The 26,101-nt window shown below is 60.8% G+C and carries 31 protein-coding genes; 18 read left to right on the top strand and 13 right to left on the bottom strand.

The window, feature by feature from the left end:
* Positions 1-58: 58 nt before the first annotated feature.
* The 3 genes from HKK54_RS20330 to HKK54_RS20320 all read right to left on the bottom strand — a co-directional run bounded on the left by HKK54_RS20330 (position 59) and on the right by HKK54_RS20320 (position 2,797).
* The gene (locus HKK54_RS20330; RefSeq protein WP_169387603.1) at positions 59-1,093 is read right to left on the bottom strand and encodes a methionine synthase; all 1,035 of its coding nucleotides are present in this window, start codon (positions 1,091-1,093) and stop codon (positions 59-61) included.
* A gap of 27 nt (positions 1,094-1,120) precedes the next feature.
* Positions 1,121-2,104: a DUF1852 domain-containing protein gene (locus HKK54_RS20325; RefSeq protein WP_169387602.1), complete on the bottom strand. Its 984-nt coding sequence runs from the start codon at positions 2,102-2,104 to the stop codon at positions 1,121-1,123.
* Positions 2,105-2,344: 240 nt separating this feature from the next.
* Entirely contained in the window at positions 2,345-2,797 is a 453-nt protein-coding gene (locus HKK54_RS20320; protein WP_169387601.1) for an Lrp/AsnC family transcriptional regulator, read from the bottom strand.
* 189 nt (positions 2,798-2,986) lie between these two features.
* On the opposite strand from HKK54_RS20320, the gene HKK54_RS20315 reads away from it, so the two are divergent.
* The 3 genes from HKK54_RS20315 to HKK54_RS20305 are packed head-to-tail and all read left to right on the top strand — an operon-like array spanning position 2,987 to position 4,984.
* Positions 2,987-3,604, top strand: a complete 618-nt coding sequence (locus HKK54_RS20315; RefSeq protein ID WP_169387600.1) for a LysE family translocator — start codon at positions 2,987-2,989, stop codon at positions 3,602-3,604.
* Positions 3,605-3,628: 24 nt separating this feature from the next.
* Positions 3,629-4,468, top strand: a complete 840-nt coding sequence (gene panB / locus HKK54_RS20310; RefSeq protein ID WP_029616108.1) for a 3-methyl-2-oxobutanoate hydroxymethyltransferase — start codon at positions 3,629-3,631, stop codon at positions 4,466-4,468.
* A gap of 30 nt (positions 4,469-4,498) precedes the next feature.
* On the top strand, positions 4,499-4,984 hold the full coding sequence (locus tag HKK54_RS20305) for a MaoC family dehydratase (RefSeq protein WP_010175864.1): 486 nt from the start codon (positions 4,499-4,501) through the stop codon (positions 4,982-4,984).
* Between the two features lie 71 nt (positions 4,985-5,055).
* On the opposite strand, the gene HKK54_RS20300 is transcribed toward HKK54_RS20305, so the two are convergent.
* Positions 5,056-6,288: an MFS transporter gene (locus tag HKK54_RS20300; protein WP_010175866.1), complete on the bottom strand. Its 1,233-nt coding sequence runs from the start codon at positions 6,286-6,288 to the stop codon at positions 5,056-5,058.
* A gap of 65 nt (positions 6,289-6,353) precedes the next feature.
* Between HKK54_RS20300 and HKK54_RS20295 the strand changes: the two genes are divergently transcribed.
* Positions 6,354-7,352, top strand: coding sequence for an AraC family transcriptional regulator (locus tag HKK54_RS20295; protein ID WP_169387599.1), 999 nt, complete (start codon positions 6,354-6,356; stop codon positions 7,350-7,352).
* On the opposite strand, the gene HKK54_RS20290 is transcribed toward HKK54_RS20295, so the two are convergent.
* Entirely contained in the window at positions 7,349-8,212 is an 864-nt protein-coding gene (locus HKK54_RS20290) for a LysR family transcriptional regulator (RefSeq protein WP_169387598.1), read from the bottom strand. The two genes, HKK54_RS20295 and HKK54_RS20290, sit on opposite strands and share 4 nt — an antisense overlap.
* A gap of 107 nt (positions 8,213-8,319) precedes the next feature.
* Here HKK54_RS20290 and HKK54_RS20285 point away from each other — a divergent pair, with 107 nt between their 5' ends.
* Positions 8,320-8,712, top strand: a complete 393-nt coding sequence (locus tag HKK54_RS20285) for a tautomerase family protein (protein WP_010175872.1) — start codon at positions 8,320-8,322, stop codon at positions 8,710-8,712.
* A 54-nt stretch (positions 8,713-8,766) separates the two neighbouring features.
* Here the strand turns inward: HKK54_RS20285 and HKK54_RS20280 are convergent, their stop codons facing one another.
* The 3 genes from HKK54_RS20280 to HKK54_RS20270 form a co-directional block, all read right to left on the bottom strand.
* Positions 8,767-9,876: a threonine aldolase family protein gene (locus HKK54_RS20280; RefSeq protein WP_169387597.1), complete on the bottom strand. Its 1,110-nt coding sequence runs from the start codon at positions 9,874-9,876 to the stop codon at positions 8,767-8,769.
* Positions 9,877-10,009: 133 nt separating this feature from the next.
* Positions 10,010-10,396: a DUF695 domain-containing protein gene (locus HKK54_RS33625; RefSeq protein ID WP_237151088.1), complete on the bottom strand. Its 387-nt coding sequence runs from the start codon at positions 10,394-10,396 to the stop codon at positions 10,010-10,012.
* 337 nt (positions 10,397-10,733) lie between these two features.
* Positions 10,734-11,654 carry a DMT family transporter gene (locus tag HKK54_RS20270; RefSeq protein ID WP_169387595.1) on the bottom strand — a complete coding sequence of 307 codons (921 nt, stop codon included), beginning with the start codon at positions 11,652-11,654 and terminating at the stop codon, positions 10,734-10,736.
* Positions 11,655-11,778: 124 nt separating this feature from the next.
* On the opposite strand from HKK54_RS20270, the gene HKK54_RS20265 reads away from it, so the two are divergent.
* The 7 genes from HKK54_RS20265 (at position 11,779) to HKK54_RS20235 (ending at position 16,785) form a co-directional block, all read left to right on the top strand.
* Positions 11,779-12,585 carry an AraC family transcriptional regulator gene (locus tag HKK54_RS20265; RefSeq protein WP_169387594.1) on the top strand — a complete coding sequence of 269 codons (807 nt, stop codon included), beginning with the start codon at positions 11,779-11,781 and terminating at the stop codon, positions 12,583-12,585.
* Between the two features lie 73 nt (positions 12,586-12,658).
* On the top strand, positions 12,659-13,111 hold the full coding sequence (locus HKK54_RS20260) for a MarR family winged helix-turn-helix transcriptional regulator (protein ID WP_169387593.1): 453 nt from the start codon (positions 12,659-12,661) through the stop codon (positions 13,109-13,111).
* 28 nt (positions 13,112-13,139) lie between these two features.
* Positions 13,140-13,703 (top strand): isochorismatase family protein, encoded by a 564-nt coding sequence (locus tag HKK54_RS20255; protein WP_169387592.1) that lies wholly within the window; start codon positions 13,140-13,142, stop codon positions 13,701-13,703.
* A 2-nt stretch (positions 13,704-13,705) separates the two neighbouring features.
* Positions 13,706-14,035 (top strand): hypothetical protein, encoded by a 330-nt coding sequence (locus HKK54_RS20250; RefSeq protein WP_169387591.1) that lies wholly within the window; start codon positions 13,706-13,708, stop codon positions 14,033-14,035.
* Between the two features lie 5 nt (positions 14,036-14,040).
* Positions 14,041-15,255 (top strand): MFS transporter, encoded by a 1,215-nt coding sequence (locus HKK54_RS20245; RefSeq protein WP_010175886.1) that lies wholly within the window; start codon positions 14,041-14,043, stop codon positions 15,253-15,255.
* Between the two features lie 974 nt (positions 15,256-16,229).
* Complete coding sequence (locus HKK54_RS20240; protein WP_169387590.1) at positions 16,230-16,601, top strand: hypothetical protein; 372 nt, start codon at positions 16,230-16,232, stop codon at positions 16,599-16,601.
* Positions 16,602-16,605: 4 nt separating this feature from the next.
* Entirely contained in the window at positions 16,606-16,785 is a 180-nt protein-coding gene (locus tag HKK54_RS20235; protein ID WP_169387589.1) for a DUF1289 domain-containing protein, read from the top strand.
* A 19-nt stretch (positions 16,786-16,804) separates the two neighbouring features.
* Here HKK54_RS20235 and HKK54_RS20230 read toward each other — a convergent pair whose 3' ends face one another.
* From HKK54_RS20230 to HKK54_RS20215, 4 genes are all read right to left on the bottom strand, one after another.
* A complete protein-coding gene (locus HKK54_RS20230; protein ID WP_169387588.1) occupies positions 16,805-17,668 on the bottom strand; it encodes a DNA/RNA non-specific endonuclease in 864 nt (287 codons plus the stop codon).
* 157 nt (positions 17,669-17,825) lie between these two features.
* Positions 17,826-18,257, bottom strand: coding sequence for a DUF2846 domain-containing protein (locus HKK54_RS20225; protein WP_336604746.1), 432 nt, complete (start codon positions 18,255-18,257; stop codon positions 17,826-17,828).
* Complete coding sequence (locus HKK54_RS20220; RefSeq protein WP_169387587.1) at positions 18,254-18,682, bottom strand: Sbal_3080 family lipoprotein; 429 nt, start codon at positions 18,680-18,682, stop codon at positions 18,254-18,256. Before HKK54_RS20220 ends, HKK54_RS20225 begins: the two co-directional genes overlap by 4 nt.
* A 45-nt stretch (positions 18,683-18,727) precedes the next feature.
* Entirely contained in the window at positions 18,728-19,384 is a 657-nt protein-coding gene (locus tag HKK54_RS20215; RefSeq protein WP_237150960.1) for a TetR/AcrR family transcriptional regulator, read from the bottom strand.
* A 71-nt stretch (positions 19,385-19,455) separates the two neighbouring features.
* Here HKK54_RS20215 and HKK54_RS20210 point away from each other — a divergent pair, with 71 nt between their 5' ends.
* Complete coding sequence (locus HKK54_RS20210; protein WP_169387586.1) at positions 19,456-20,322, top strand: aldo/keto reductase family oxidoreductase; 867 nt, start codon at positions 19,456-19,458, stop codon at positions 20,320-20,322.
* Between the two features lie 3 nt (positions 20,323-20,325).
* On the opposite strand, the gene HKK54_RS20205 is transcribed toward HKK54_RS20210, so the two are convergent.
* Positions 20,326-21,021, bottom strand: a complete 696-nt coding sequence (locus HKK54_RS20205) for a tRNA (adenine(22)-N(1))-methyltransferase (RefSeq protein WP_169387585.1) — start codon at positions 21,019-21,021, stop codon at positions 20,326-20,328.
* Positions 21,022-21,116: 95 nt separating this feature from the next.
* On the opposite strand from HKK54_RS20205, the gene HKK54_RS20200 reads away from it, so the two are divergent.
* The 5 genes from HKK54_RS20200 (at position 21,117) to HKK54_RS20180 (ending at position 26,062) form a co-directional block, all read left to right on the top strand.
* Positions 21,117-21,623 (top strand): GNAT family N-acetyltransferase, encoded by a 507-nt coding sequence (locus HKK54_RS20200; protein WP_010175898.1) that lies wholly within the window; start codon positions 21,117-21,119, stop codon positions 21,621-21,623.
* Positions 21,624-21,698: 75 nt separating this feature from the next.
* Positions 21,699-22,589: a bestrophin family protein gene (locus HKK54_RS20195; protein ID WP_169387584.1), complete on the top strand. Its 891-nt coding sequence runs from the start codon at positions 21,699-21,701 to the stop codon at positions 22,587-22,589.
* 129 nt (positions 22,590-22,718) lie between these two features.
* A complete protein-coding gene (proP, locus tag HKK54_RS20190; RefSeq protein ID WP_169387583.1) occupies positions 22,719-24,221 on the top strand; it encodes a glycine betaine/L-proline transporter ProP in 1,503 nt (500 codons plus the stop codon).
* A gap of 123 nt (positions 24,222-24,344) precedes the next feature.
* Entirely contained in the window at positions 24,345-24,773 is a 429-nt protein-coding gene (locus HKK54_RS20185) for a DUF2231 domain-containing protein (RefSeq protein WP_169387582.1), read from the top strand.
* Positions 24,770-26,062, top strand: a complete 1,293-nt coding sequence (locus HKK54_RS20180; protein ID WP_169387581.1) for a PQQ-dependent sugar dehydrogenase — start codon at positions 24,770-24,772, stop codon at positions 26,060-26,062. The genes HKK54_RS20185 and HKK54_RS20180 overlap by 4 nt, the downstream gene beginning before the upstream one ends.
* Positions 26,063-26,101: the final 39 nt, after the last annotated feature.

The raw sequence follows: 26,101 nt of genomic DNA, 5'->3' as shown, positions 1-26,101 counted from the left end.
AAAAGGGTCTGAAGCAGCGCGGTTTTTTTTAAACTACCGCGCCCCTTCCGCCTGTATTTCAGCGCAGGTTCAAGAGTTCTCTTCGAACGATTTCGGCGCCTGCGCTTAACGCATTGAGCTTGCCTCTTGCGACACCACGAGACAAAGGAGCCATGCCACAGTTGGTGCAAGGATAGAGCTTGTCGGCGTCCACAAACTGAAGGGCTTTGCGTAGCGTGTTGGCGACTTCTTCCGGGGTTTCAATGGTATCGGATGCCACATCAATGGCCCCCACCATGACTTTTTTACCCCGGATGAGCTCAATGAGGTCCATTGGAACATGGGAGTTGTGGCATTCCAGCGAAATGATATCGATGCTGGATTTCTGCAGCTTAGGAAACGCCTCTTCATATTGACGCCACTCCGAGCCCAGCGTCTTCTTCCAGTCCGTGTTGGCCTTGATGCCATAGCCATAACAAATATGCACGGCCGTTTCGCATTTAAGGCCTTCAATGGCCCTCTCCAGGGTGGCAACGCCCCACTCATTCACTTCATCAAAGAAAACGTTAAAGGCGGGCTCATCAAACTGGATAATATCAACGCCGGCAGCCTCCAGTTCCCGGGCTTCTTCATTGAGAATTTTGGCGAATTCCCAGGCCAGTTTTTCGCGACTCTTATAATGGTTGTCATACAGCGTATCGATCATGGTCATGGGGCCAGGCAGCGCCCATTTAATGGGTTGATCGGTTTGCTGACGGAGAAACCTGGCATCTTCAACAAACACCGGCTTTTGCCGAGTAACCGCACCCACCACCGTCGGCACGCTCGCGTCGTAGCGATCACGAATTCTTACGGTCTCACGCTTCTCGAAATCAACGCCGCTGAGGTGTTCAATAAACGTAGTCACAAAGTGTTGGCGGGTTTGTTCACCATCACTGACGATATCAATGCCGGCGTGCTGTTGTTCTTGCAGCGCCAAACGCAGGGCATCTTGTTTGCCCTCGACTAATTCCTCGCCTTGCAACTTCCAGGGCGACCAAAGTGTCTCGGGCTGTGCAAGCCAGGAGGGTTTTGGCAAGCTGCCAGCCGTTGAAGTGGGCAATAGCTTTTTCATGATAGATGACCTTGTATTATTAATGATTTAAAAGGCGCAGTGGGCGGACCACCGCTCAAGCGTGGCCTGGTAGGGTTTGATGAAGTGCTCCTCAACAAATTTGCCCTGCTCAATCGCCAGCCGGCTACGTTCCTCTCGATCATAAACAATGAGTGTTAATGAATAATCCTGGTGCTTCAAACTCGGCTGATAGGACTTTCCTGCGGTGGAGTTCGCATTGTAAATCTCGGGCCGGTAAATTTTCTGGAAAGTGTCCATCGTGCTGATGGTGCTGATAAGCTCAAGAGTTGTGTAATCACTGAGCAAGTCACCGGAAAAATAAAAAGCCAAGGGCGCAACACTGTTTGAAGGCATGAAATAGCGGACCTTCAACCCCATTTTCTTGAAGTACTTATCCGTCAACGAGTACTCATCCTGCTCGTACTCAATACCCAGCACCGGGTGCTGGTTTTCAGTCCGGTGATAAGTCTTGGTATTGGAAACGCTCAGGCAGATGACCGGCGACTTTTTAAAGTTGTCCCTGTAAGCACTTGAGTTCACGAAGCACTTGAACAGCTTGCCATGCAAGTCTCCAAAATCATCTGGCGTACTGAACGTTGGCTGATCCTTGTTATGCCCCAACAACACCACGCTGAAATCATAGTCCCTGACGTAGGAGGAGAAGTTATTCCCTACAATGCCTTCAAATCGCTCATTGGTTTTTCGATCAACGATATTCGTTTTCAATATTTCAATCAACGGAATGGCATGACTGCCGCCTTCAGCGTCAATGTCCATCTCAACAGAGATGATTTCAAGCTCGACGGTATAACGATCCCCCTTGGGATTATCCCAGTGGGCCAACGCATTGAAACGGTTGTCGATCATTCTCAACGTGTTGCGCAGGTTCTCCTGACGGTTCTTCCCTCTCGCCAAATTAGCAAAGTTGGTGGTGATGCGCGTATTTTCCGAGGGATGATAATTCTCGTCAAAACAAATGCTCTTGATCGTAAATACAAACTCTTTATTCATTATAATCTGACACCCTGTTTTCCGGGGCAAACCTGAAACTATCTAGCACTTTTCTGGCTTGCACCCGGCAGTCTTCATATTATCTATAATTAAGAGGTATTTTAGGCTGAGCCATTGAGTAAGTAATAATGAATTGATTTCACCAACTCTTTAGCCCTCTTCATGATGGAATAGTGCTGTCACCGACTGTGTGCGTAACCGCTGCGCGGCCGCTGAAGTAAAGAGCACGTAGTGCGCCAGTTACAACGGTAGCGCCCGGTCTTGAATGACCCGCTTCATCACCAGGGTGGAGGTCAACCGTTGCACATTGGGCAGTGTGGAAAGTCTCTCGTCGTAAAGTCTTTGGAAGGCGGGCAAGTCCTGGGCAATCACGTGCAGCAGGTAGTCCGGCTCCCCGAACAGCCTCTGGGCATCGACCACCTGCGGGATATCCATGAGTGCCGTCTCGAACGCCTCGACTGCTTGCCGGTTGCCGTCTCGGAGCGTGGCAAACACCATGGCGGAAAAGTTCAGGCCCAACGCAACGGGATCAAGCTGCGCCCGATAGCCGAGCAACACACCAGACTCTTCCAGTGCCCGCACCCGCCGATGGCAAGGAGAGAGACTCAACCCTACGCGCTCGGCCAATTCCGTGACGGAAAGTCGCCCATCCCGTTGCAGCTCAGCAAGAATCTTCCGGTCTATTCTGTCCAATCAGAACTTTCTCCCCTTACAAGACACAATAACAGCATGCTTTGAGAGCTAATTCTAACCATATTTCACTAATCTTCCTCCCGTCATTAACCACCGTGCCCCGCATTAAAAAACCCGAGGGACGGCTTTTGAAAGGACAGGCAGGATGATGAATAAAGCGGTGAGTCACGAATGGGCGCGGGGGACGGCATGAGTTTAAGTACCTTTGCAGCCTTCTGGGCGATGTCGATTCTGTTCGTCATTACGCCCGGTGCGGATTGGGCCTATGCGATTTCTGCGGGGCTGAAACATCGAGTCGTCGTACCCGCCGTGGCGGGCCTGCTGTCCGGTCATTTGATCGCCACGCTGGTGGTTGCCGCAGGTGTTGGCACGCTGGTCGCCAGCCACCCGGTGGCCCTGTCAGTGCTGACGGTGGCCGGTGCGGGTTACTTGTTTTGGTTGGGCCTCAATATGCTCCTTCGCCCCGCCGCGCCCCGGGCGGATGACGTTCAAGCGTCCGGCTCATGGACGCGCTGGATGCTCAAGGGGCTTTGCATCAGTGGCCTGAACCCGAAAGTCTTCCTGCTGTTCCTGGCGCTCCTGCCTCAATTTGCCGATGCCACGGTGCCCTGGCCCGTGCCGATGCAGATGATCGTGCTGGGGCTCGTACACACCCTCAGTTGTGGCGTTGTTTATCTGTTGGTTGGGTTTGGCTCACACGTCGTACTGCGCACACGCCCCGCCGCAGCGCACTGGGTCAGCCGGTTCTCCGGGACAGCCATGCTCCTTATCGCAGTGACGTTGCTTACCGAACAAGTGCTGGACTAACTTTCCATCAGCGAGACAGACACCATGAACAACCAACCTTCGCCGTACGGCAGCGCACCGCTCGCCCGACAGACCCGAGTCCGGATTCCCCATCTGAAACAGATGAAGAGAGAGGGCCAGAAATGGGCGATGCTCACTGCGTATGACATGTACAGCGCCATTATTTTTGAAGAGGCCGGAATACCGGTGCTGCTGGTGGGTGACTCCGCCTCCAACAATGTGTACGGCAACGAATCCACGTTGGCCGTCACCGTTGACGAACTTATCCCTCTGGTTCGCGCGGTCAGCCGTTCGACCCGGCAGGCACTGGTCATTGCCGATCTGCCCTTCGGCTCTTACCAGGCGTCGGCGGAGCAGTGTTTTCATACGGCTGCTCGTTTCATGAAAGAGGCCGGTGCACACGCGGTGAAACTGGAAGGCGGGACCGAGGTGCTGCCTCAGGTCGAGATGCTCACCCGTTCAGGCATACCTGTCATGGCGCACATCGGTTTTACGCCACAGCAGGAGCATCAACTGGGCGGCTATCGTGTGCAGGGTCGTGACGAAGATGCACAGCGCCTGATAGACGTTGCCAAGGCCTTTGAAGCCGCCGGTGCATTCGCCATTTTGATTGAGATGGTGCCCGGTGATGTGGGTCGAGCGATCACCGAGGCGGTTTCGATTCCAACCGTCGGGATTGGCGCTGGCAACCAGTGCGATGCACAAGTGCTGGTCTGGCAGGACATGGCCGGACTCCGCACTGATCGACTGCCGCGGTTCGTCAAGCAATACGCTGACCTGCGTTCGGTACTGCACAATGCGGCAAAGGACTTTGCACTCGAGGTGAGTACAGGAGCGTTTCCAGGCCCCGAGCATACGTTTTAGCTTCCCGCCCTCACCTTTCAAGGAGCCTGTATGACAAGCCCAAGAGAACGTGCCGCCGAAGGTCTGCAGGTTGGAGACCAGTTCACGGTCATGCGTTGTTTTTCAGAAGATGACATTCGTCAGTTTGCGCAGATTTCCCGCGACTACAACCCGGTGCATTGCGACACCCCGTACGCTGCGTTGCGCGGGTTCAAGAGGCCCATAGCCCATGGCCTGCTGACAGCCAGTCTCGTCACCGAAGTGGGTGGGCAAATGGGTTGGCTGGCGACAGGCATGAGTTTCGAGTTCAAGCGCCCCGTGTACGCGGGCGACCTGATCACCTGCCACTGGCTCATCGCAGGCATCGATGAGCAAGGGCATGCAAAGGCCGAAGTGCGGATAGTCAACGCAGAAGGCATCACGGTACTGGAGGCGACAACGACGGGTGTGCTGCCCAGTGCTGAACAACGTGAACGCCTTGGTCAGATGCTTGCTGAAGGAGACCCCACCAATGGTGCTGCCCGCCCCGAGGGTTGATTGATGGAAAGGGGCGAACGGATCGGTCTACCTCGACCCTGTCCATACGCCCCTTTCCCCCAGGTATTTTTTCAAAGATGAAACGCTGCTCCCGCCTCTGCGCCTTGCCCAGGCGCATCAACCTTCACCTTCAACGCAATCAACAGCGCCGCCAGCAGCATCAACACCCCCGCCGCAACAAACACCCCGTCAATCCCACTGAAGCTGAACATCGCGCCGCCCGCCGCCGCCCCGGCGGCAATCGCCGACTGCACCGAGGCCACCACCATGCCGCCGGCGCTTTCGGCCTGATCGGGCACCGCCCGCGCCACCCAGTTCGACCAGGCCACCGGTACACCGCCAAACGCCAGGCCCCAGAGCATCAACAACCCCACCTGGCCCGTCACGGTCGCCGGCAACAGTGCCAGGGCGAGTGCCGCCACGCCGACCAGCGCCGGCATCAGCACCAGCGTGCCGCGGGGCAGACGCACCAGTAGCCATCCGGCCAGCAGCGTGCCGGCAAAGTTCGCCACACCGAAGCCCAGCAACATCAGCGCCAGCTCTTCGGCGTCGACACCGGTGGTGCTTTCCAGGAAGGGCCGGATATAGGTGAACAACGCGAAGTGCCCGGTGTGCACCAACACGCACCCCAGCATGCCCACGGCGATGCCCGGGCGCAGCAGTACGTCGAGCACTGTCCTCAAGCGTGCGGTCCTGCGGGGTGCAAGGGACGGCAATGTGAACAGCTGGAAAACCAGGGTCACGCCCCCCACGGCAGCAGCGGCCAGGAACGCGCTGCGCCATCCATAAAGACCGCCCAAAAAGCTGCCCAGCGGTACGGCCACGACCGTGCCCACCGCGATACCGCTGAAGATGATCGACAACGCACGCGGTAGCAGCGCCGCCGGGACCAGCCGCATCGCCACCGCCGCCGCCATGCTCCAGAAGCCACCGAGTGCGACGCCCAACAACACCCGCATCAGCAGCAGCACCGTCAGGCTCGACGAGACCGCCACCAGCAGGTTGGAACAGATCATCAGCGCGCTGAAGGCCAGCAGCACCACACGCCGATCGACGCCGCGGGTCAGGCCCGGCACCAGCAACCCGGCGAACAACGCCACCACCGCCGTGACCGTCACCGCCTGCCCGGCCAACGCTTCCGAGACGCCGAGTTCGGCCGCCATCGGCGTCAGCAAACTGGCCGGCAGGTACTCCGCCGTGAGCAATCCGAACACGCCCATCGCCAACGAAAAAACCGCCATCCAGGCGGGTGCCGCAGGGGCGGCCTCCACACCGGATACTGCCTCACACACACTATTGCTCATCACCAGACATCCTCTAAAAGTTATCGCGACCGGAAGTCTAGGTACGAAGAGCAGGATGATCTATGATGCAAAATCTTGAATCTTTTACCGAAACCCCGGAAATGATGCCTCCAGAACCGTTCGACGTGTCCTCTGACCTCATCAACGAGCTGCTGCGCGGCATGCGCCTGCGGGGTGTCGAGTACCGGCGTATCCAGGCCGGGCCGGCGTTTGGCCTGGGTTTCCCGGCCAAACCCGGGCACGCCTACTTCCACCTTATCGCCGCCGGCTGCGTCACCCTGCGTACCGAGGACGGCACCCCGTACGAGCTGACGCCGGGCACTGCGGTGTTCATCTCCCATGGAGGCGCCCACCAGTTGCTGTCCAGCCCGGAGGTGCCGGTGCAAGCCATCGACAGCTTCGACGCAGCGTCCCTCGGAGATGCGGTGTGTGCGGTGGATACCCGGCTCGATGGGGGCGAGGATCGAAGCACCCTGCTCTTCAGCGGCTGCATGGAGTTTGAGCTGGGGAGTTTGCAGGGCCTTGGCCGCCTGATGCCGGACCTCATGTTGATCGACGCCAAGGGCCAGCGTTATCCGGGGCTGATGCCGATCCTGGCGGCCATGGAGCGTGAAGTCAGCAGCGCCCGCATCGGCTTCGCCGGCATCCTTGCGCGCCTGGCAGACGTGGTGGCGGCCATGGTGGTTCGAGGCTGGGTTGAATGTGCGTGCGGGAATGCGTCCGGGCTGGTGGCCGCGTTACGCGACCCGCGCCTGGCCAAGGCCCTGTTGGCGTTGCATCAACAGCCGGGGCGCGATTGGACGGTGGAGGAACTGGCGGCGCAATGTCACACCTCCCGCTCGGTGTTCGCCCAGCACTTTCAAAGCACCCTCGGCCTGCCACCGCTGCGCTACGCCACCGAACTGCGAATGCGCCTGGCCAGCCAGTGGCTGACGCTGGAGCGGTTGCCAATCGAAACCGTGGCGCAGCGCCTCGGCTATAACTCCCAAGCGGCGTTCAGCCGGGCGTTCAAGCGCGTCACCGGGCAGCCGCCGGGAGCCAGCCGGCGGGTCTTGAGCCGCTAGGAAAAGTGCGTGACCAACATCTCTCGAACCGCGCTGACCAGCGGCGCTTCACCAGGGCGTGGCGGTAACAGACTGAACTCGACATCGGGCAGCGCCGGAAGCGTTTGAATCGACCGGCAGGCTTCGGCCCCGGCAGGCACGGCCGAGCTGTTCAGGCACGCCACCCCCAGCCCCGCCAGCAGCGCCGATTGCAAGCCGCCGACACCCGACGCTGAATGCGCAATCACATACGGCACGCCACGCGCCTCCAGCAGGTCGATGGTGAACCGCTGCAAACTGCAATCCTGAGGAAGCACCACCAACGGCAGCGGCGCCAAGTGCTCGTGCTGCGCTTCGAACCCACTGAGTGCCACCCACCGCAGGGCCTCCCGTCGCACAGGAATGCCTTCGGGAAGGCTGCGCCCGTCGAGGATCCGCATCGACAGGCCAATATCAAATTCGCCGCTGTTGGCGCCCTTTTCGATTTGCAGGCTTTTGCGCACCGAGACATGCAAACGAAGCTGCGGATAGCGGGTGCGCAACCCCTTCAACATGCCGGCGATGGCGCTCGGCAAAAAATAGTCGGTGATGGCCAGGCGCAGTTCCCCGCTCAAGGTCACCCCGCGCATGTCCTCAAGCACACAATCACTCTGTGCGAGCAACCCACGCGCATGTGCCAGCAACCGCTCGCCGGCAGGTGTCGGGCTCACGCCTTTTTTGCCGCGCTCCAGCAGCGTCACACCGGTAAAGGTTTCCAGCTTTCGAAGCTGCTCACTGAGGGCCGACTGTGAACGATTCAGCCTGGGCGCGGCCGCCGAAAGACTGCCGGACTCCAGGATGGTAACGAAGGAGCGCAGTTGCTCAAGGTCAAAGGGGCGCATATCTATCCTGCGTTTTTTCCGATAGATATCATTATATCTTCCCGTTTTTCAGATCAGCATAATTTTCTTACGCTGGCACCTCACCCTACCCTTACGAGGAATTCCCCATGCCAGGCATCACCCTGAAAATCTCCGGAGAACGCAATCCCGAGCTGGTTCGCCAACTCGTCCCGCAGCTCACCGCGCTGACCTGTGAAGTGCTGGAGAAGCGTCCGGAGCAGACATTGCTGATTCTCGATTTTGTGCCCCATGAACAGTGGTTCATTCATGACCGTTCGCTGGTCGAACATGGGCGCAACGCCTTCCGCCTGGAAGTGACCGTCACCGACGAGACCAACACCAAAGCGCAAAAAGCGCGCTTCCATCGCGAGGCCTACACACTGCTGGCCGAATTGATCGGCAACCTGCACCCGCACTCCAATGTGCACATCATCGACTGCCGGGCCAGTGCCTATGGGTATGCAGGGGTGACTCAGGAGTACCGGTATCAACATGCTTAAGCGCCCTTAGCGCAACCGCCCGCCGGCGACGGACAGCCCCGCGCCGGCGTGGTGTCAGCGGTCTTGAGTCGCCTGCCGCATCAAGTCTGTGAACAGTTGCAGAACCCGCTCATCCTCCACGCCCAATAAGCGGTCACCCACATAACACTCGGTCTTGCACCACCCCGGCACCTCGGTGGGTTCCAGGTGGGTGAACAGCCAATAGCCGTGCTCTCGGGCAATCTCATCGCGAGCGTTGAGCAGTGCCGCCCGGTCTGCGTCGAAATACACGTGGAGCATGTTCACCTGCGGCGTGCGCGGCAGAAGACGAATACCGGGAATCGCCTGCAGGCAGCTCGCCAGCCTCAGGGTTCGCTGATAGCAGGCCTCGAGCATCCCCAGGCGGTGATCGAAGCGCATGGCCGCCGAGACCACCATGGGGCTCTGCTTGATCAAGGTGCCCCCCAGCCGTTGGCGCCACAAGCGGGCCTGTTGGATAAAGTCGGTATCGCCTGCCAGCAGCGAGCCGGCGATGCCACCGAGGCCTTTGTAGGCCGAGACGTACACCGAAGAGAAGCCTTCAGCAATTTCCGCGTAGGAGCGCTGGTAGTAGGCCCGGGTTTCCCATAGGCGGGCACCGTCCATGTGCAGCGGTGTACCCGAGGCGGCAGCGGTGGCTTTCAAGGCTTCCAACTCATCCCATTCAGGCAACTGCCCGCCGATCTCACGGGCCGGCAGCTCAACTACCAGGCAGCTCAGTGGCTCGGCCACCGCTGACAGGTCATCGGCCAGGATCGGTCGCAACCGGTGCCCCACCATCACCCCGTGCAAGTGCAGCAAGGCCTGGAATGCCTGCTCTTCGTGGAGCTGCAAATGAGAGGACGCATGGATCCCGAAGCGCGGCAGCCTGCCTCGCTCACTCCAGATGTTGACCGCAATCAATTGCGCCATCACCCCGCTGGGCATGAACACCGCAGCAGGCTTGCCCAGCAGTTCGGCCACCTTGGCTTCAAAGCTTTCAATCAACGCACCGCCCCCATAATGATCATGGGACACGTTGTTGGCCTGGGCCCACTCCGCCATTTCCTGGAACCACTGGGCCGGTGTGGGTTCTGCGAAGCCGCTGAGTTCGACCGTGCAGGCCGCCTTGAGTTGGCGGCGTTCTTCTTCAGTGTTTGGTATCACGGTAGAGCGCCTGTGCAGGAGAAAGTAGGGGCAGGAATGTCCGGCCCCGTGAACGTATCAGTCCTTGACGAGCCTGGCCATGCGCAGCCTTGAAAGATCATCATGCCCACTGACCACCACAACCCTCCCGCCATCATTCCATGCACTTTTTCGGCGTCAGACGACTGTCTTGCGCAGTGTCCACGTCGGTGCCCAGGCCTGACTCCCTGCGTGCGCTGAACTCGATCGGGTACGGCCCGGTCGGTGCCAGCACCGACTTGATTCGTGCGATAAACACCGCGTCATCCCGGGTGTAGAAGATCCACTGCCGCTGCTTTCCACCGGTCACCGTGCAGGCCCACTTCGCCAGGCCATTTTCCTTCGCCGCCGCCAGCAGCAGGCTCTCCATGTCTTCCATGGGAACACGGTCCCTGGGCTCCGGGCCGAACCGCTTGGAAAGGTATTTCCAGGTGACTTTGATCTTGAATGGCTGCTCGCGCCTTTCAGTCGCGGTAAGTGAATCAGCTCCCCTGTAGGTCATGGGAGTGGGCGTATCCGGATAGTCGGAGAGTTGGAACGTAGGGGTGCCGGCTGGCTGAACTTCTAAGTAACGAAGGCTGCCCGGCTCGTTAAGCGACTTGAGCAACTCCCTGAGCAGCGCCGCGCGGTCGGCCAGACAGTTATCGTAGCCCTGGCTGTTAACCGGCCCCTGTGCCAGACACGGCTCGAGCTCGAGCGGTGTGGGCGTGTGCGTGTGCGAACTGGAGCAGCCCGCTATGAGTGCGCAGGCCAGTGCGAAGAGTCGCAGGCGGTGATGTGTGGATGCAGCTTGCAAGAGACGCCTTTCCTTGTGCTTGTGATGATCATCAGTAGCATTATTATGCCATCACCCCGCTGCGCCGCCGCAAAAGATCATGCCCACTCACCACCACAATCCCCACCAGCACCAACACCGAGCCCACAATGAACGATGACTGCAAGGTCTCGTCGAGCAACCACACACCGAACACCACGCCAAACAAAGGCGTCATGAACGACAGCACACCCAACCGCGATCCCAGGTAACGGCCCAGCATCCAGAACCACACCAGCAGGCTCAGGAACGAGAACACCACGGTCTGGAACGCCAGGCTGGCCACCGTAATAGCCGAGAAATGCACCCCGGTTTGCCCGGTGGCCCACGCCAATGCAGCCAGGATTACAAACGCCCCGGCCAGCTGATAGAACAACGTCAGTGGCGCCGGGGCTTCGGCCAGCCGCGAGCAACGAATGGTGACCGTGGTGGCGCCCCAAGCCGCCGCGCCCAACAACCCCAGCGCATCGCCCAGGCGCTGATCGGCCATCGAGGCATGGCTTTCACCCGGCGCGAAAAACGCGACGATCACGCCGACAAACGCCAGCAATATGCCGCCCCACTGCACCCCTGTCAGCCGTTCACTGGGGAATCGAACGTGCAAACCGATGGCCGCAAAGATCGGCGCCGTGTACAGGAAAATCACCATGTGTGCGGCCGACGTGTAACGCAGCCCCTCGCCGACGGCCACGTATTCCAGGGCAAACAGCGCGCCCACCAACAGCCCGCCGCGCCAGGTGTCGAGGTTCAGGGTCATTTTGTTCCGGCGCAGGATCAGGATCAGGCCCACCAGCACAGCGGCAATGCCGGAGCGCAGGGCGATCTGGAAGATCGGCGCAATATCCGGCGCGGCGACCTTGATCGCCACCTGCTGAAGGCCCCAGATGGCGCACATCACCGTCATGGTGACCGCAGCGGGCCCATCAATCGGCTGACGCTTCTCCACGACACGCTCCCACTCACGTTTGTATGGGCGGAGTCTGCGATCTGCGGAACGGCTGGATATAGCGCCAAAACGACAAGCGATAGCGCACAATAGCCATTCGACTGGCCGCAGCGGTGTGATCCTGATGAACAAGCCATTTGCCCACCGGGTCGTTGCGCCGTTCACCGATGAACTGCCGGCCCCCCTGTACTTTCGTGCCGCGCAGATGCAGGCCTTGACGACCTACCCGTGGCACCGCCATCCCTGGGGCGAGTTTGTGTATTCGTTCAGTGGTGTGATGGAGATCAAGCTCGCCGACGAGCACTTCATCGTGCCGCCGCAGTTTGGCCTGTGGCTGCCGCCCGAGGCCGAGCACCTGGCGCTCAATCGCCAGGAGGCTTATCACTCTTCGCTGTATATCGCGCAGCCGTTGTGTGAACACTTGCCGGACACGGCCTGCGCGTTGACGATCACCCCGTTGATCCGCGCCTTGCTCGACGACCTGCGGGCCTCACCGCCCGCGCCGGTGCAAACCGAGGAAGACAGCCGCCTGCTCTACGTGCTGCTGGACAAGCTGAAGCAAACCTCCCGCGTCGGCTCCTACCTGCCCGGCTCCAATGACCCGGTGCTGTCGCCCATCCTTGAAGCCCTGGAACAGAACCCGGCAGACGCCCGCTCCCTGGCCGACTGGGCGCGCCTGGTCAACGCCACCGAGCGCACGCTGCTGCGGCGCTGCCAGCGTGACCTGGGGATGTCGCTGAACCACTGGAAACAACGGCTCAAGGTGATGCACTCGCTGAGCCTGTTGCGAAGTGGCGTTACCGTCGAGACCCTCGCACTTGACCTGGGCTACAGCAGCTCCTCGGCCTTTATCAGCATGTTCCGCAAGCTCACGGGCGAGACACCCGATGAGTACCGCAAGGCAAAATTAGGGTCAGTCAAGGACGGTTGATGCAGGGTTTTCTGACAAAAATTTCATACAGCTAAACTGTACAGTTTTTCTGCACGCATGCTAGTGTCCGGGCATGAACAGATCCTCCAACACCCCAGAAACCCATTCCGCCGCCGCCCTGGCCGCCGAACTGCGCATCTCCCTGGGCAAGCTGATCCGCCGGCTGCGGGAACAAACCCATCCGAATGATTTCACCTCCGCCCAGAAGTCGGTGCTGCTGCGCCTGGACCGTGACGGCCCCAGCACCGTCTCGGCCCTGGCCCGGGCCGAGAGCGTGCGCCCGCAGTCCATGCGCATCACCGTGGCCGGGCTTGAAACGATGAAAGCCGTCACGGGCAAACCCGACCCCAGCGATGGGCGCCAAACCCTGATCGAGCTGACACCCGGCTTTCGCAAACACCTGATCGCCAGCCGGGCCGCCAAGGACGATTGGCTGTTGCGGGCGCTGCAGGAGCAACTGTCTGCCGACGAACAAGCCGAACTCGCGGCGGCCGTAAAGCTGCTGGAGCGCCTCGCCGATTTTTGAGCCACCCCTTCCCGTTTGAGGACATTCCATGGCCGTCACCTCGCTGGATCCCAACACCGCGCTGATCATCGTGGACTTGCAAAAAGGCATCGCCGAGTACCCGTTCATCCACCCCATCGGCGGTGTGGTCGAACGCTCCCGTGCACTGCTCGATGCGTTCCGTGAACGTGGCTTGCCGGTGGTGCTGGTCAACGTCACAGGCTTTGCACCCGGGCGCACCGAGCGGCCACGGCGCAGCGATGTGTTTCCACCGGGATGGACCGACCTGCTGCCTGAACTCGGTCAGCAACCCGGCGACCTTGTGGTGACCAAACGCACCTGGGGCGCCTTCGCCAGCACCGATCTTGAGGCGCGGTTGAAGGCGCTCGGCGTGACCCAAGTGGTGATCACCGGGGTGGCCACCGGCACCGGCGTCGAGTCCACCGCCCGCCAGGCCTATGAAGCGGGTTTCAACGTAACCCTGGCCATCGACGCCATGACCGATGCGAACGCCGAAGCCCACCACTACAGCCTGAACCAGATCTTTCCGAAGCTGGGCGAAACCGGTACGGCGCAACACATCATCGGCTTGCTTGAAACAAGGGGTGCGTGACGATGCAGTGGCATGAACTGGTGTCTTACTTCTTCGGCGGTGTGTTGCTCGCCAACGCGGTGCCGCATTGCGTCAGTGGCTTGATGGGCCAGTCATTCCAGACGCCATTTGCCAAGCCGCGCGGCCAAGGGCGGTCTTCCTCGACGCTGAATGTGCTCTGGGGGTTTCTCAACCTGGTGATCGGCTATGTGCTGGTCTGCCGGGTCGGGGATTTCGCGCTCGACAACACGCCTGATGTGCTCGCCCTCGGGCTCGGGGCCTTGGTGCTGAGTGTGTTCCTGGCGCAGCATTTCGGGCGCTTCAACGGTGGTAATCCCTCAAGGCCGGTGTGAGTTCGATGGGCATTTTCCGCTCGCTGCGCAGCGTCAATTACCGTATCTGGGCCGCCGGTGCCCTGGTGTCGAATATCGGCACCTGGATGCAACGCACGGCCCAGGACTGGCTGGTGCTGACCCAGCTCACGCCGCATAACGCCTCGGCCGTCGGCATCGTCATGGCGTTGCAGTTCGGGCCGCAATTGCTGTTGCTGCCCTGGACCGGCTTCGCCGCCGACCACTACGACAAGCGCAAGCTGCTGATCGTCACCCAGGGCGTGATGGGCGTGCTGGCGCTGATGCTGGGGGTGTTTACCCTGACCGGCATCGTGCAGCTGTGGCACGTGTATGCGTTCGCGTTTTTGTCGGGCTGCGCCTCTGCATTCGACGCCCCCGTGCGGCAGATTTTCGTGGCGGACCTGGTGGGCGAAGCGGACCTGTCCAACGCCATCGCGCTCAATTCCACCTCGTTCAACATGGCCCGCATGATTGGCCCGGCCGTGGCCGGGGTGACCATCGCGTCGGTGGGCACCGGCTGGGCGTTCCTGCTCAATGGCGCGAGCTTTTTCGCGGTGCTGGCCTCGCTGTTTCTGCTGCGGGTTTCCGGCCTGCACACCCGCCTGCGGGCACTGCGCACCAAGGGCAGCCTGACCGAAGGCTTGCGCTATGTGTGGGCCCGACCGGACCTGATGGCGATCCTGATCATGCTGTTTTTGATCGGCACCTTCGGCATGAACTTCCCGATTTTCATCTCGACCATGGCCGTCACCGTGTTCCATGCCGATGCCCGTGGCTATGGCCTGCTGACGTCGACCCTGGCCATCGGCACCATCGCCGGGGCGCTGCTCGCCGCCGGCCGCGAGCGGCCACACTTCAAGTCGCTGCTGTACGGCGCGCTGGTGTTCGGGGTGGGTTGCACGCTGGCGGCGATCGCTCCGAACTACTGGCTGTTCGCCGGGGCACTGGTGATCATCGGCGTGGGCGCCCTGACCTTCAGCAACACCACCAACAGCCTGATGCAACTCACCACCGAACCCGCCATGCGCGGCCGGGTGATCGCCCTGCGGGTAGGCGTGGCCCTTGGCGGCACGCCGATTGGCGCACCGATTGTGGGGTGGGTGGCCGACCATCTTGGCCCGCGTTGGGCGCTGGCCGTCGGCGCGGCCTCGGGCATCCTGGCCGCCGGGGTGGCGGTCTATACCATGACGCGCAAGCTGGATCGGCCAAAGAAAATCTGACAGGCAAACCCAATCCAGTGTGGGAGACAAACCCAATCCAATGTGGGAGCTGTCGAGCCCCAGCGAGGCTGCGAAGAGGCCCTGTCTGCCGATAAAGATGTCGCCTGCCAGTCCGCCTTCGCAGCCTCGCTGAAGCTCGACAGCTCCCACAGTTGATCTTCGCAGCATTGAACAATGTGCTCGCCTGGCTGACGGGCTCAGGAAACCGGGTTCCCACAAACAAACCCAATCCAGTGTGGGAGCTGTCGAGCCCCAGCGAGGCTGCGAAGAGGCCCTGTCAGTCGATAAAGATGTCGCCTGCCAGTCCGCCATCGCAGCCTCGCTAAAGCTCGACAGCTCCCACAGTTGATCTCCCATAGCCTTGAACAATGTGCTCGCCTGGCTGACGGGCTCAGGAAACCGGGTTCCCACAAACAAACCCAATCCAGTGTGGGAGCTGTCGAGCCCCAGCGAGGCTGCGAAGAGGCCCTGTCAGTCGATAAAGATGTCGCCTGCCAGTCCGCCTTCGCAGCCTCGCTAAAGCTCGACAGCTCCCACAGTTGATCTCCCACATCCTTGAACAATGTGCTCGCCTGGCTGACTAGGCTCAGAACGCCGCGCTCCCACAAACAAACCCAATCCAGTGTGGGAGCTGTCGAGCCTCAGCGAGGCTGCGAAGAGGCCCTGTCAGTCGATAAAGATGTCGCCTGCCAGTCCGCCTTCGCAGCCTCGCTGAAGCTCGACAGCTCCCACAGTTGATCTTCGCAGCATTGAACAATGTGTTCGCCTGGCTGACGGGCTCAGGAAGCCGCGTTCCCATAAACAAACCCAATCCAATGTGGGAGCTGTCGAGCCCCAGCGAGGCTGCGAAGAGGCCCTGCCTGCCGATAAAGATGTCGCCTGTCAGTCCGCCTTCGCAGCCTCGCTGAAGCTCGACAGCTCCCACCGTTGATCTCTCGGGTATCATCCCAGCCATCACCCATCCAGGAATCACCATGCCTTCAAACACACGCGACAGCGCCCGGATTGAACGTCGCCTGGTCGCGGCCCTGACCGAGGCCTGTGAAATCGCCAAGGCCGAAATCACCGGCTTCGACTGGCTGACCCACGAAGTCGACTACCTGGCCTTTGCCCAAAGCCTGGTCGTCATCTGGGTGTTCGATACACGGGCGAACCGGGAGCTGGCCCTTTCAAGCGGGCTGGACCGGCGCATGCGCGAGCTGACGGCCACGGCGCTGGAGGATGCCGGGGTGGATCGCCCTTCTTCGGACCGCTACGTGCGCTTCGACTCCGAGGAAGAATGCCACCTGCAGCATGGCGGCGATTGGCGCCTGCGCCTGCTCAAACTGTATGCCGTAAAGGGGTAAAGCCTTGGCTAAAGATATCGAGAATCCGTGCGTCTCCACCTGCCAGCTCAGTGGTGAGCTGTGCGTGAGTTGTGGACGCACCAAGGACGATATTCGCAAATGGAAAAGGATGAAGCGGCCAGAGAAGATGGCCGCTGTGCAGCGAGCAACGCTGCGGTTGAAGACGTTGAAAAAGGGCAAGTGACGCACCCGGTTTCAGGCCGTCAAGTGCGCCCGACAGACCCCGTCACCGGCAGGTTACCCAACAGCTTGAGCCCGGTGGTCTTCACAAACGTCGCGTAGTCCATCGGTTTCTCGATACGGGTTTCAGCGTTGGGCAGCACGTAGGCCCAGGCACGCTGGGACGATACGTCGTATACCAGCTTGAACAGGCGGGTCGGCACCCAGACCTTGTTGTCGCCGATGGTGCTGTAGCCCGGGTCAAACAGCGGGCCGGTGAACACAAACACATTGCCGTCGGCGCGCTTGGCGAACTTGCGCACGTCCGCCTCGACCTTGCTCCAGATCTTGCGGTTGTTGGTGGGGTCTTGCGGCACCATGTTCGACAGCGCGAAGGATTGGGCCATGGCGTTGGTGCTCGGCGCATCGGCGGCCGGCGATTGATGGCCACGGTCCACCGCCGGGTGTTGGCCACGGTAGTCACTCAACTCGGCGCGCGCGCCCTTGGGAATGCGCGGGTCCGGGTAAAACTGGTTGGTGCGCTCCTCGCCTTTGGCGTCCTGCAACTGGCCGGCATTCAGGCGCTCGACCACCACCAGCGGGGTCTTGCTGGTTTGCGAGTAGAGCACCGCAAAATTATCGGAACACAGCGCCAGGGGTTTCATGGTGGCCGGCACGGTGGCGGTGTTGATCGGTTGCGCGGCCGGGAACAGGTCGGCGCAACTGTCGAACGACGGCTTTTTCTGTTGGTTTGAATAGAGGTCCAGGGCTGCGCCCTGACTGATGGAGCCCGAGCGGGAGGTGTGTTGCTGATGCGGCGTGATGAGGTCCAGCAGGCCCCGGGCTTGCGCCCCGGTGGAGAGCAAAACAAGGGCCGACAGCCCAACTGCAATTTTGCGAAGGTGCATGGTTAAATCTTCAAATGGGAGGGAGGAAAAAACGTACCGCGAGGCTCTATTCCGAGCCACACGACCGCTCACAGTCGTGCGGGGGTTATTGACCATCACTCCTTACATTAGTGCCGGGGCACCGGGGTTAACCTGCGCAGTCGTTGCAACCGCGCCGTCACTTCACCGGTATATACGAATACCCGCGCACCATGGTTTTCCCTTCGTTCGGCTCCCGCTTGCGAATCTTCTCGAACATGTTCTCCTGGGTGTACTCAACGAAGTATTCCTTGCCCGGCTCAACTGAGAGCGTCAGGAATACGTTTCGGGGATGCGGCTGCTGTCCGGCCGAAACCTTGTGCACGCCAGGGCTGACCAGCACCCAGGAATAGGTCTCGCTGCTCAGCCCCACGATTGCGCTGTCATCGATACTGAACACGCTGTCATAGAAGCTGCCCTGGATAACCTGGGTTCGCATCAGGTAAACCAGCGCCTTGCCTGGAGGTGGCGGCGGCGGTTCGAAATAAGGTTCGCTGGTGCTGGTATGACCACACCCTGGCAGTAGCAACAGGAGCAACAGGACCGGGATACTTTTTATGAATGTGCTCACTTGGCCTGCCCCAATAGCTGGTTGATCACCGGTGCCATTTTTTCCTCGATCGTGTTGTATTTCGACAAATCGAAGCCCCCGCCGCCCGCCATGGTGTACTGCGCAAAACCAATGGACTGGTCGCCTTTGTAGAGCCGGACGCTGGCATCGGACAGGTAGGCAGAAAAGTCCCAGGAACGAATGGCGGTGTAGGTCAGACGGTATTCACAATTGCCCGGAACCGGCGCGGCATACAGCCGGCTTTCAATGTGGTGCTTGCGCAGCAGCGTTTGCAGGCCATCGACAAAGTCCCCCACCACGACTTTGGGGTTCTCTTCGATGCACAACCGGGAGATGTTGTATTGAGGCGCGACAGGCTCAACCTTGACGTTGGTACACCCGGCCAAGGCCAGTAGCAGGCCTGCCGTGAGGGCTCTGGACAGCATGTTCAATCCTTGAATCGAGAGTGATATCAAAATAATGGCCTCATGCTACTTTGGCGCCCTTTCGCGGTCAATTGGCGGCGACTGAAACGTTTGAAGATAAGCCCGCAGCAGCCGGGTCACCTGCTGTTCCAGGCCGGCTTCATAGGCCGGCGTTGCATTGCCTTCAAGCAGCGTCCGCACCGGGCCCACCACGGCACTGATCGAGATGGCCGCGGTTAAAAACGGGTCGTCAAAACGGGCATCCGATGCCGTCCCCAACATCGCCGCCACGGCGCCCACCATCCGCTTGTTGATCCGCGCCACAAGCTCCGCACCGCCCCGCTCGGCCGCAATGGCATAGAGGGCTTTGGACGCCGTCGGGTCCATGAGTTTCACCGCCAGAAAAGCCGTGACAAACCCCGACGCCATTTCCGCCACCGTGGTGCCCTGATGTTGATCGCAGGCCTGCTCAACGGTCTGGGCCACGTGCACCAGATGCTTTTCCATGACTGCCGCCAGGAGTGCATCGCGGTTCGGATAGTATTGATAGAGACTGCCCACCGACATGCCCGCACGCTCGGCCACGCGGGTCGTGGTGCAGCGGACCAGTCCCTGAGCCGTCAGAACCTGAAGGGTCGCTGTGTGCAGCGCCTCGACCGTCGCCGCCGAGCGCGCCTGGACCGCTGATTTTCTTGGCTTTAGGGAGGCTTTGGGAGTGCTCATGGAATGCGAATTCTAAACCTGAAGGATCCTTCATATTATAGGCTTCCTCCCGTCAAGCAAGAGCCACCGCCATGACCCGCCCAGAAAACCGCAGCACCTTCACTCTCGGTGATCGCACCGTCAACCGCGTCGGTTACGGCGCCATGCAATTGGCTGGCCCTGGGGTATTTGGCCCGCCAAAAGACCGTGATGCAGCGCTCGCTGTGTTGCGCGAGGCCGTCGCCTGCGGCGTGAACCATATCGACACCAGCGACTTCTACGGACCGCACATCACCAATCAGATTATCCGCGAGGCGTTGCACCCGTATAAAGACGACCTCACGATCGTCACCAAGGTGGGCGCCCGTCGTGGCGCCGATGGCGGCTGGTTCAACGCGTCGTCGAAGGCCGAGCTGACGCAGGCTGTGCATGACAACCTGCGCAACCTGGGCCTGGACGTGCTGGACGTGGTCAATGTGCGGGCCATGCACGGCGTGATGGGCACTGCCGAAGGCTCGATCGAAGAACCCCTGAGCGCCATCGCCGAGCTGCAACAACAGGGGCTGATACGCCATATCGGCATCAGCAACGTCACACCCACCCAGGTGGCCGAAGCGCGAAAACTCGTGCGTTTCGTGTGTGTCCAGAACCTCTACAACATCGCCCATCAACACGATAACGCGCTGATCGACGAGTTGGCCCTGGAAGGCATTGCCTATGTGCCGTACTTCCCGCTGGGCGGATTCTCGCCGGTGCAGTCAGCGGTGTTGTCGAACGTTGCGCAGCGGCTTGGCGTCACACCGATGCAATTGGCGCTGGCGTGGTTGCTGCATCGCTCGCCCAACGTCCTGCTGATTCCCGGAACATCCTCGGTCACCCATTTGCGTGAAAACCTCGCGGTGGGCGAACTGGAGCTTTCGGATGAAGTGCTGGCCGAGCTGAACACCCTCGCGGGCTGACCCTCACGCCAGCAGTTCGGTAATCCACCGGGCTTGTTGCGCGACCTCTTGCACCTTGTCCTCGGGTACCGCCTGCCGCGCCTGGGCAAAGTCGTTCAGGGTCTGGTGTTTGTGGCGCAGGATGCGCTGCCACTTGAGCAGGAACTCCGGGCTGCGGGCCTGCATTTGCAGCGGGCCGAAGTACAGTTGTTCGGCGGTGTAGCTCACAGGCTCGGCGCGCTCGGCCACGATGATCTCGTAGAAGAAGCGGTTCTCCCGCAGCAGTTCCTCGCAGACGATGGAGTAACCGTTTTCCATCAACCATTGCCGCAAGGGTTGCTCGCCGCCGTTGGGTTGCAGGACCAGGCGCTCCTGGCCGTTGAGGCGCCCCTTGTCACTGTCGAGGATGTCGCGGATGGTCTCGCCGCCCATGCCGCAGATACTGATCGCGGTGATCCCGTCGCCCGGCTCGATCGCCGCCAGGCCACTGGCCAGGCGCACGCTGATATAGGGCTCCAGTTCGTTCTCGCGCACCGTACGCTCGGCCGCACGAAACGGCGTCAACGCCACCTCGCCCGCCACCGCCGCCGCGATGGCGCCGCGACGCATCAACGCCACCGGCAGGTAGCCGTGGTCGGAGCCGATATCCGCCAGGCGCGCACCGGCGGGTACATGGGCTGCCACCCGCTCCAGGCGCATGGACAATGTGTGTTCGTTCAACTGCCGTTCCTTTTTGCCACGAATGGGCTCGTCTGCTCAGGATAACTGATGGGGTATGCTTGCTCACCGCACAAATTGCCAGGAAGAGGTGATCGATGACGTCATTTAAGGTTCGCGAGCTGAGCAGTACGGACACTGAAGCCTTGCTGGCCTTCGAATCCCGCAACCGTGAGTGGTTCGAGTCGCATATTGATGCACGCGAGCCTTCGTTCTATTCCGTGCAGGGTGTGGCCGAGCACATCCAGGCCTACCTGGCCGACTTCGCCCTGGGCGCCTGGCACCCGTTTGTGATCGAGGACGCCAGCGGCGAAATCGTCGGCCGCGCCAATCTGAAAAGCATCGACTCACCGAAGGGTTCTGCCGAAGTCGGTTATCGCGTGGGTGAGCAAGCATGCGGGCAAGGGCTGGCCACTCAGGCACTCAAGCATCTTATCCAGCAGGCACAGGCACGTTGGGCGCTGACGCAACTGGTGGCGTATGTATTCCCGGAAAACGTGGGCTCACAAAAAGTGCTGCAGCGCTGCGGATTCGTGGCTGAACAGCCTGCACCGGACGACCAGGCTCCTGCCGAAAAGCGCTTCGTCCTGACACTCCAGACCTGAAGACGCGAACCTTTACCCGGAAAATACCGTCCGAGCTAGGGCACTGATGCTTACCGCTCGCCACGAGGTTTCCGTTTGAAAGCTGCCATCATCAAAAAATACCGCCTGATCATCAAGACCATGGGCTATGTGGGCTGGGCGCTGTTCTGGCTGCTGCTCTGGGATATCGCCGTCACCGTGGATTTCATGCTGTTCCTCAACAGCAAGATCAACCTGCCGCTGATGCCCCTCACGCTGCTCGGCTCGGCGCTGGTGGTGCTGATCAGTTTCCGCAACAGCAGCGCCTACAACCGCTGGTGGGAAGCGCGCACGCTGTGGGGTGCGATGGTCAACAATTCCCGCAGCTTCGCCCGGCAGGTCCTGACGTTGCTGGATGACCCGGGCCACGAGATCAACCCGATAAAAGCGACCTTGCTGCGCCGTCACGTGGCCTATGTGAACTGCCTCGCGGCGCACCTGCGAGGCCAGCCGTGCCCGGATGAGATTCGGGCGTTTCTGCCGGCCGCAGAGTTCACCCGCAGCACCACCACCAATAACTTTGCCAACGACATCCTCAACGGTTCCGCGGCCCTGCTGGCCCAGGAATACAAGGCCGGGCGCCTGGACAGCATTCGCCTGGCGCGGCTGGAGTCGACCCTGGTGGACTTGTCCAACAGCCAGGGCGGCATGGAGCGTATCGCGAATACGCCGCTGCCCTACCCTTACGTGTATTTCCCGCGGCTGTTTATTTCGCTGTTCTGCCTGATCGTGCCGGTGGGCCTGGTGGAATCCCTGGGCTGGTTCACCCCGCTGGCCTCCACGGTGGTGGGCTTTATGTTGCTGGCCATCGAACGCATCGGCACCGATTTGCAAAGCCCGTTCCGGGACAGCGAGCACCAGATCCAGATGGAAGCCCTGTGCGAGACCATCGAGAAAAACCTGCAATCGATGCAGCGTGATTCCCTGGGTGGCGACCGGATCAGTTGATCCTTGCCGGGCCGATAACAAAAAAAACCGGCCAGTGGTGAATTATTCAGTGTCCGCATGTATCTGACCCATTAAGCGCATGCCACCAAAACAGTGGCATCGAAATGGACCCGCGGCTGAGTAATTCCCATGAAATCACGCAAGAAAACCGTCAATCCGATTGGATTGGATGACATCACCATCGTTGACGACGCCAAGATGCGCAAGGCGATCACCGCCGCTGCGCTGGGCAACGCCATGGAATGGTTCGACTTCGGGGTGTACGGCTTTGTCGCCTATGTGCTGGGCAAGGTGTTCTTCCCCGAGGCGTCCCCCAGCGTACAGATGATCGCCGCCCTGGCGACCTTCTCGGTGCCCTTCCTGATCCGTCCGTTGGGCGGCCTGTTCTTCGGCCGGCTGGGGGACAAATACGGCCGGCAAAAGGTCCTCGCAGCGACCATCGTGATCATGTCCCTGAGCACCTTCGCCATCGGGCTGATCCCCTCGTATGACTCGATCGGCATCTGGGCGCCGATCCTGTTGCTGCTGGCCAAGATGGCCCAGGGCTTCTCGGTGGGCGGCGAATACACCGGCGCCTCGATCTTCGTCGCCGAATACGCCCCGGACCGCAAGCGCGGTTTCCTCGGCAGTTGGCTGGACTTCGGTTCCATCGCCGGCTTCGTCCTCGGCGCGGGCGTGGTGGTGCTGATTTCTGCAGTGATCGGCGAAGAGGCGTTCCAGTCCTGGGGCTGGCGCCTGCCGTTCTTCCTCGCGCTGCCGCTGGGCATGATCGGCCTCTACTTGCGGCATGCACTGGAAGAAACACCGGCCTTCCAACAGCATGTGGAACAACTTGAGCAGGGTGATCGCGAAGGCTTGGCGGGCGGCCCGAAAGTGTCGTTCAAGGAAGTCGCCACCAAACACTGGCGCGGCCTGATGACCTGTGTCGGCGTGGTAGTGGTGACCAACGTCACGTACTACATGCTGCTCACCTACATGCCGAGCTACCTGTCGCACAACCTGCACTACAGCGAAAACCATGGCGTGCTGATCATCATCGCGATCATGGTCGGCATGTTGTTCGTGCAGCCGATGATTGGCTTTGTCAGCGACAAGATCGGGCGCAAACCCTTCATTCTTTTCGGCAGCATTGCGCTGTTCTTCCTCGCCATTCCGGCGTTCATGCTGATCAACAGCGGCAAGCTCGGGCTGATTTTCTCGGGGCTGCTGATCATTGCGGTGGTGCTCAACTTCTTTATCGGCGTGATGGCGTCCACCCTGCCGGCGATGTTCCCCACGCACATCCGCTACAGCGCGTTGGCCAGCGCCTTTAACATCTCGATCCTGGTGGCCGGCCTGACGCCGACCGCCATGGCCTGGCTGGTGGAGACCACCAACAACCTGTACATGCCCGCCTACTACCTGATGGTGTTCGCCGTGCTGGGGCTTTTCACCGCCCTGACCATGAAGGAAACCGCCAACAAACCCCTGCGCGGCGCGGCACCGGCGGCTTCGGATATCGAGGAAGCCAAAGAGCTGCTGCAGGAGCATGAAGACAATATCGAGCAGAAGATCGAAGACATCGACGCGCAAATCGCCGAGCTGGAAGCCAAGCGCGAAAACCTGGTGCAGCAGCATCCGCGCATCAACTGACGCAACATATTTAGAAACGAATAGACGGTGAACTAACGCGCAAGCCACAGGCTCCCTCCTTAAGCGCAGTCAGCGCGGCCCTGATGAACCGCATCAGGGCCGCTCAACGATAAGGAGCCGCCCGTGACCGTCACCCCCGCCCTCACCCGCCGCAGCACGCCAGGCCCGCTTCACGCGACCTTGCTTGCCGGTACTGTCCCGCTGTTTTTCGGCGCCCTGCTGAGTGACATTGCCTACTACCAGACCTACCAGATCCAATGGAGCAACTTCGCCGCCTGGCTGATCGCCGGTGGCCTGGTGTTCTGCGGACTGGCGTGGCTGTTTGCGCTGGTCAACCTGTTGCGGGCCGACCGCAAGGCCGGGCGCCCTACCCTGTACTTCCTGCTATTGCTGATCACCTGGGGGCTGGGGTTGGTCAATGCCTTTGAACATGCGAAGGATGCCTGGGCGGTGATGCCGTCGGGCCTGGGGCTGTCCGCGATCGTGACCCTGCTGGCCTGCGTGACCACGTGGGTCGGGCTGACCAACCTGCGTTCGGGAGGTGACCAATGAAGCATTCCAGCACGCTGACCCTGTTAAGCATGGCGCTGTTGTTGAGTGCCTGCGGTGGCGAAGCCGACAGCACTCAAGCCCGCGGCCCCGACCCAAAGCTGCCGGAACCTCAACGCGGCCTGTTGCCCAGCATGAAGATTGCTGAACCGGTGGCCTGGGGCGAGCAGAAACCCACCGTGCCTGAGGGTTTCAGCGTCACGGCCATCGCCACCGACCTGCGAATCCCGCGCCAGACCCTGGTGCTGCCCAACGGCGACATCCTCGTGGCCGAAGGCCGCGGCGGCAGTGCCGCGAAACTCAAGCCCAAGGATGTGATCGCCAGCGTGATCAAGGCCGAGGGCAACACCAAGGTCAAGGGCGGCAACCGCCTGACCCTGCTGCGCGATGCCGACGGTGACGGCACCTACGAGTTGAAAACCGTGTTCGCCGAAAACCTCAACGCGCCCTACGGCCTGGCCTTTGCCGACGGCAAGCTGTACGTGGCCAATCAGGATGCGCTGGTGCGCTTCGACTACGAAGACGGCCAAACCAAAGCCAGCGGCCCGCCCACCACCGTCACCGACCTGCCCGCCGCCATCAATCACCACTGGACCAAATCCCTGGCGATCAGCCCCGACGGCCGCTCGCTGTATGTCGGCATCGGCTCCAACAGCAACATCACCGAACGCGGCATGGAGGTCGAGATTGACCGGGCGATGGTCTGGCAGATCGACGCCGCCACCGGCGCCCACAAGCCTTATGCAACCGGCTTGCGCAACCCGACGGCATTGACCATTCAACCGGGCTCCGGGCAGTTGTGGGCGGTGGTCAACGAGCGGGATGAACTGGGCCCGGACCTGGTGCCGGATTATCTGACTTCGGTGCGCGAGGGCGAGTTTTACGGCTGGCCGTACAGCTACTGGGGCCAGAACGTCGACACCCGCGCCCAACCGCAGAACCCGGCCAAGGTCGCCGCCGCGATCAAGCCGGATTACAGCCTGGGTTCCCACGTCGCCGCGCTGGGCGTCGATTTTTCCATCCCGGCCATGGGCGAGAAATATGCCGACGGCGTCTTCGTCGGCGAGCACGGCAGCTGGAACCGGGACAATCCGGTGGGCTACAAGGTGATCTTCGTGCCGTTCAGCAACGGGCGGCCTGCGGGTGAACCGCTGGACTTCGCCACGGGCTTTCGTGGAACCGACGGCAAGACTCGCGGCCGGCCGGTGGGTGTCACGGTTGATCCGAAGGGTGCGCTGATCATTGCGGATGACCTGGCCAACACGGTGTGGCGGGTGACGCGCAATAAATAAGGCCTGAAGCGGCCAACGTGGTTGCCTTCCCATGGAGCG

Origin of the sequence: Pseudomonas sp. ADAK13, assembly GCF_012935715.1 — a bacterium.
Lineage (GTDB): Bacteria > Pseudomonadota > Gammaproteobacteria > Pseudomonadales > Pseudomonadaceae > Aquipseudomonas.
Note: the sequence above shows the minus strand (reverse complement) of the source record. Positions and strands in the feature narration are given on the sequence as shown.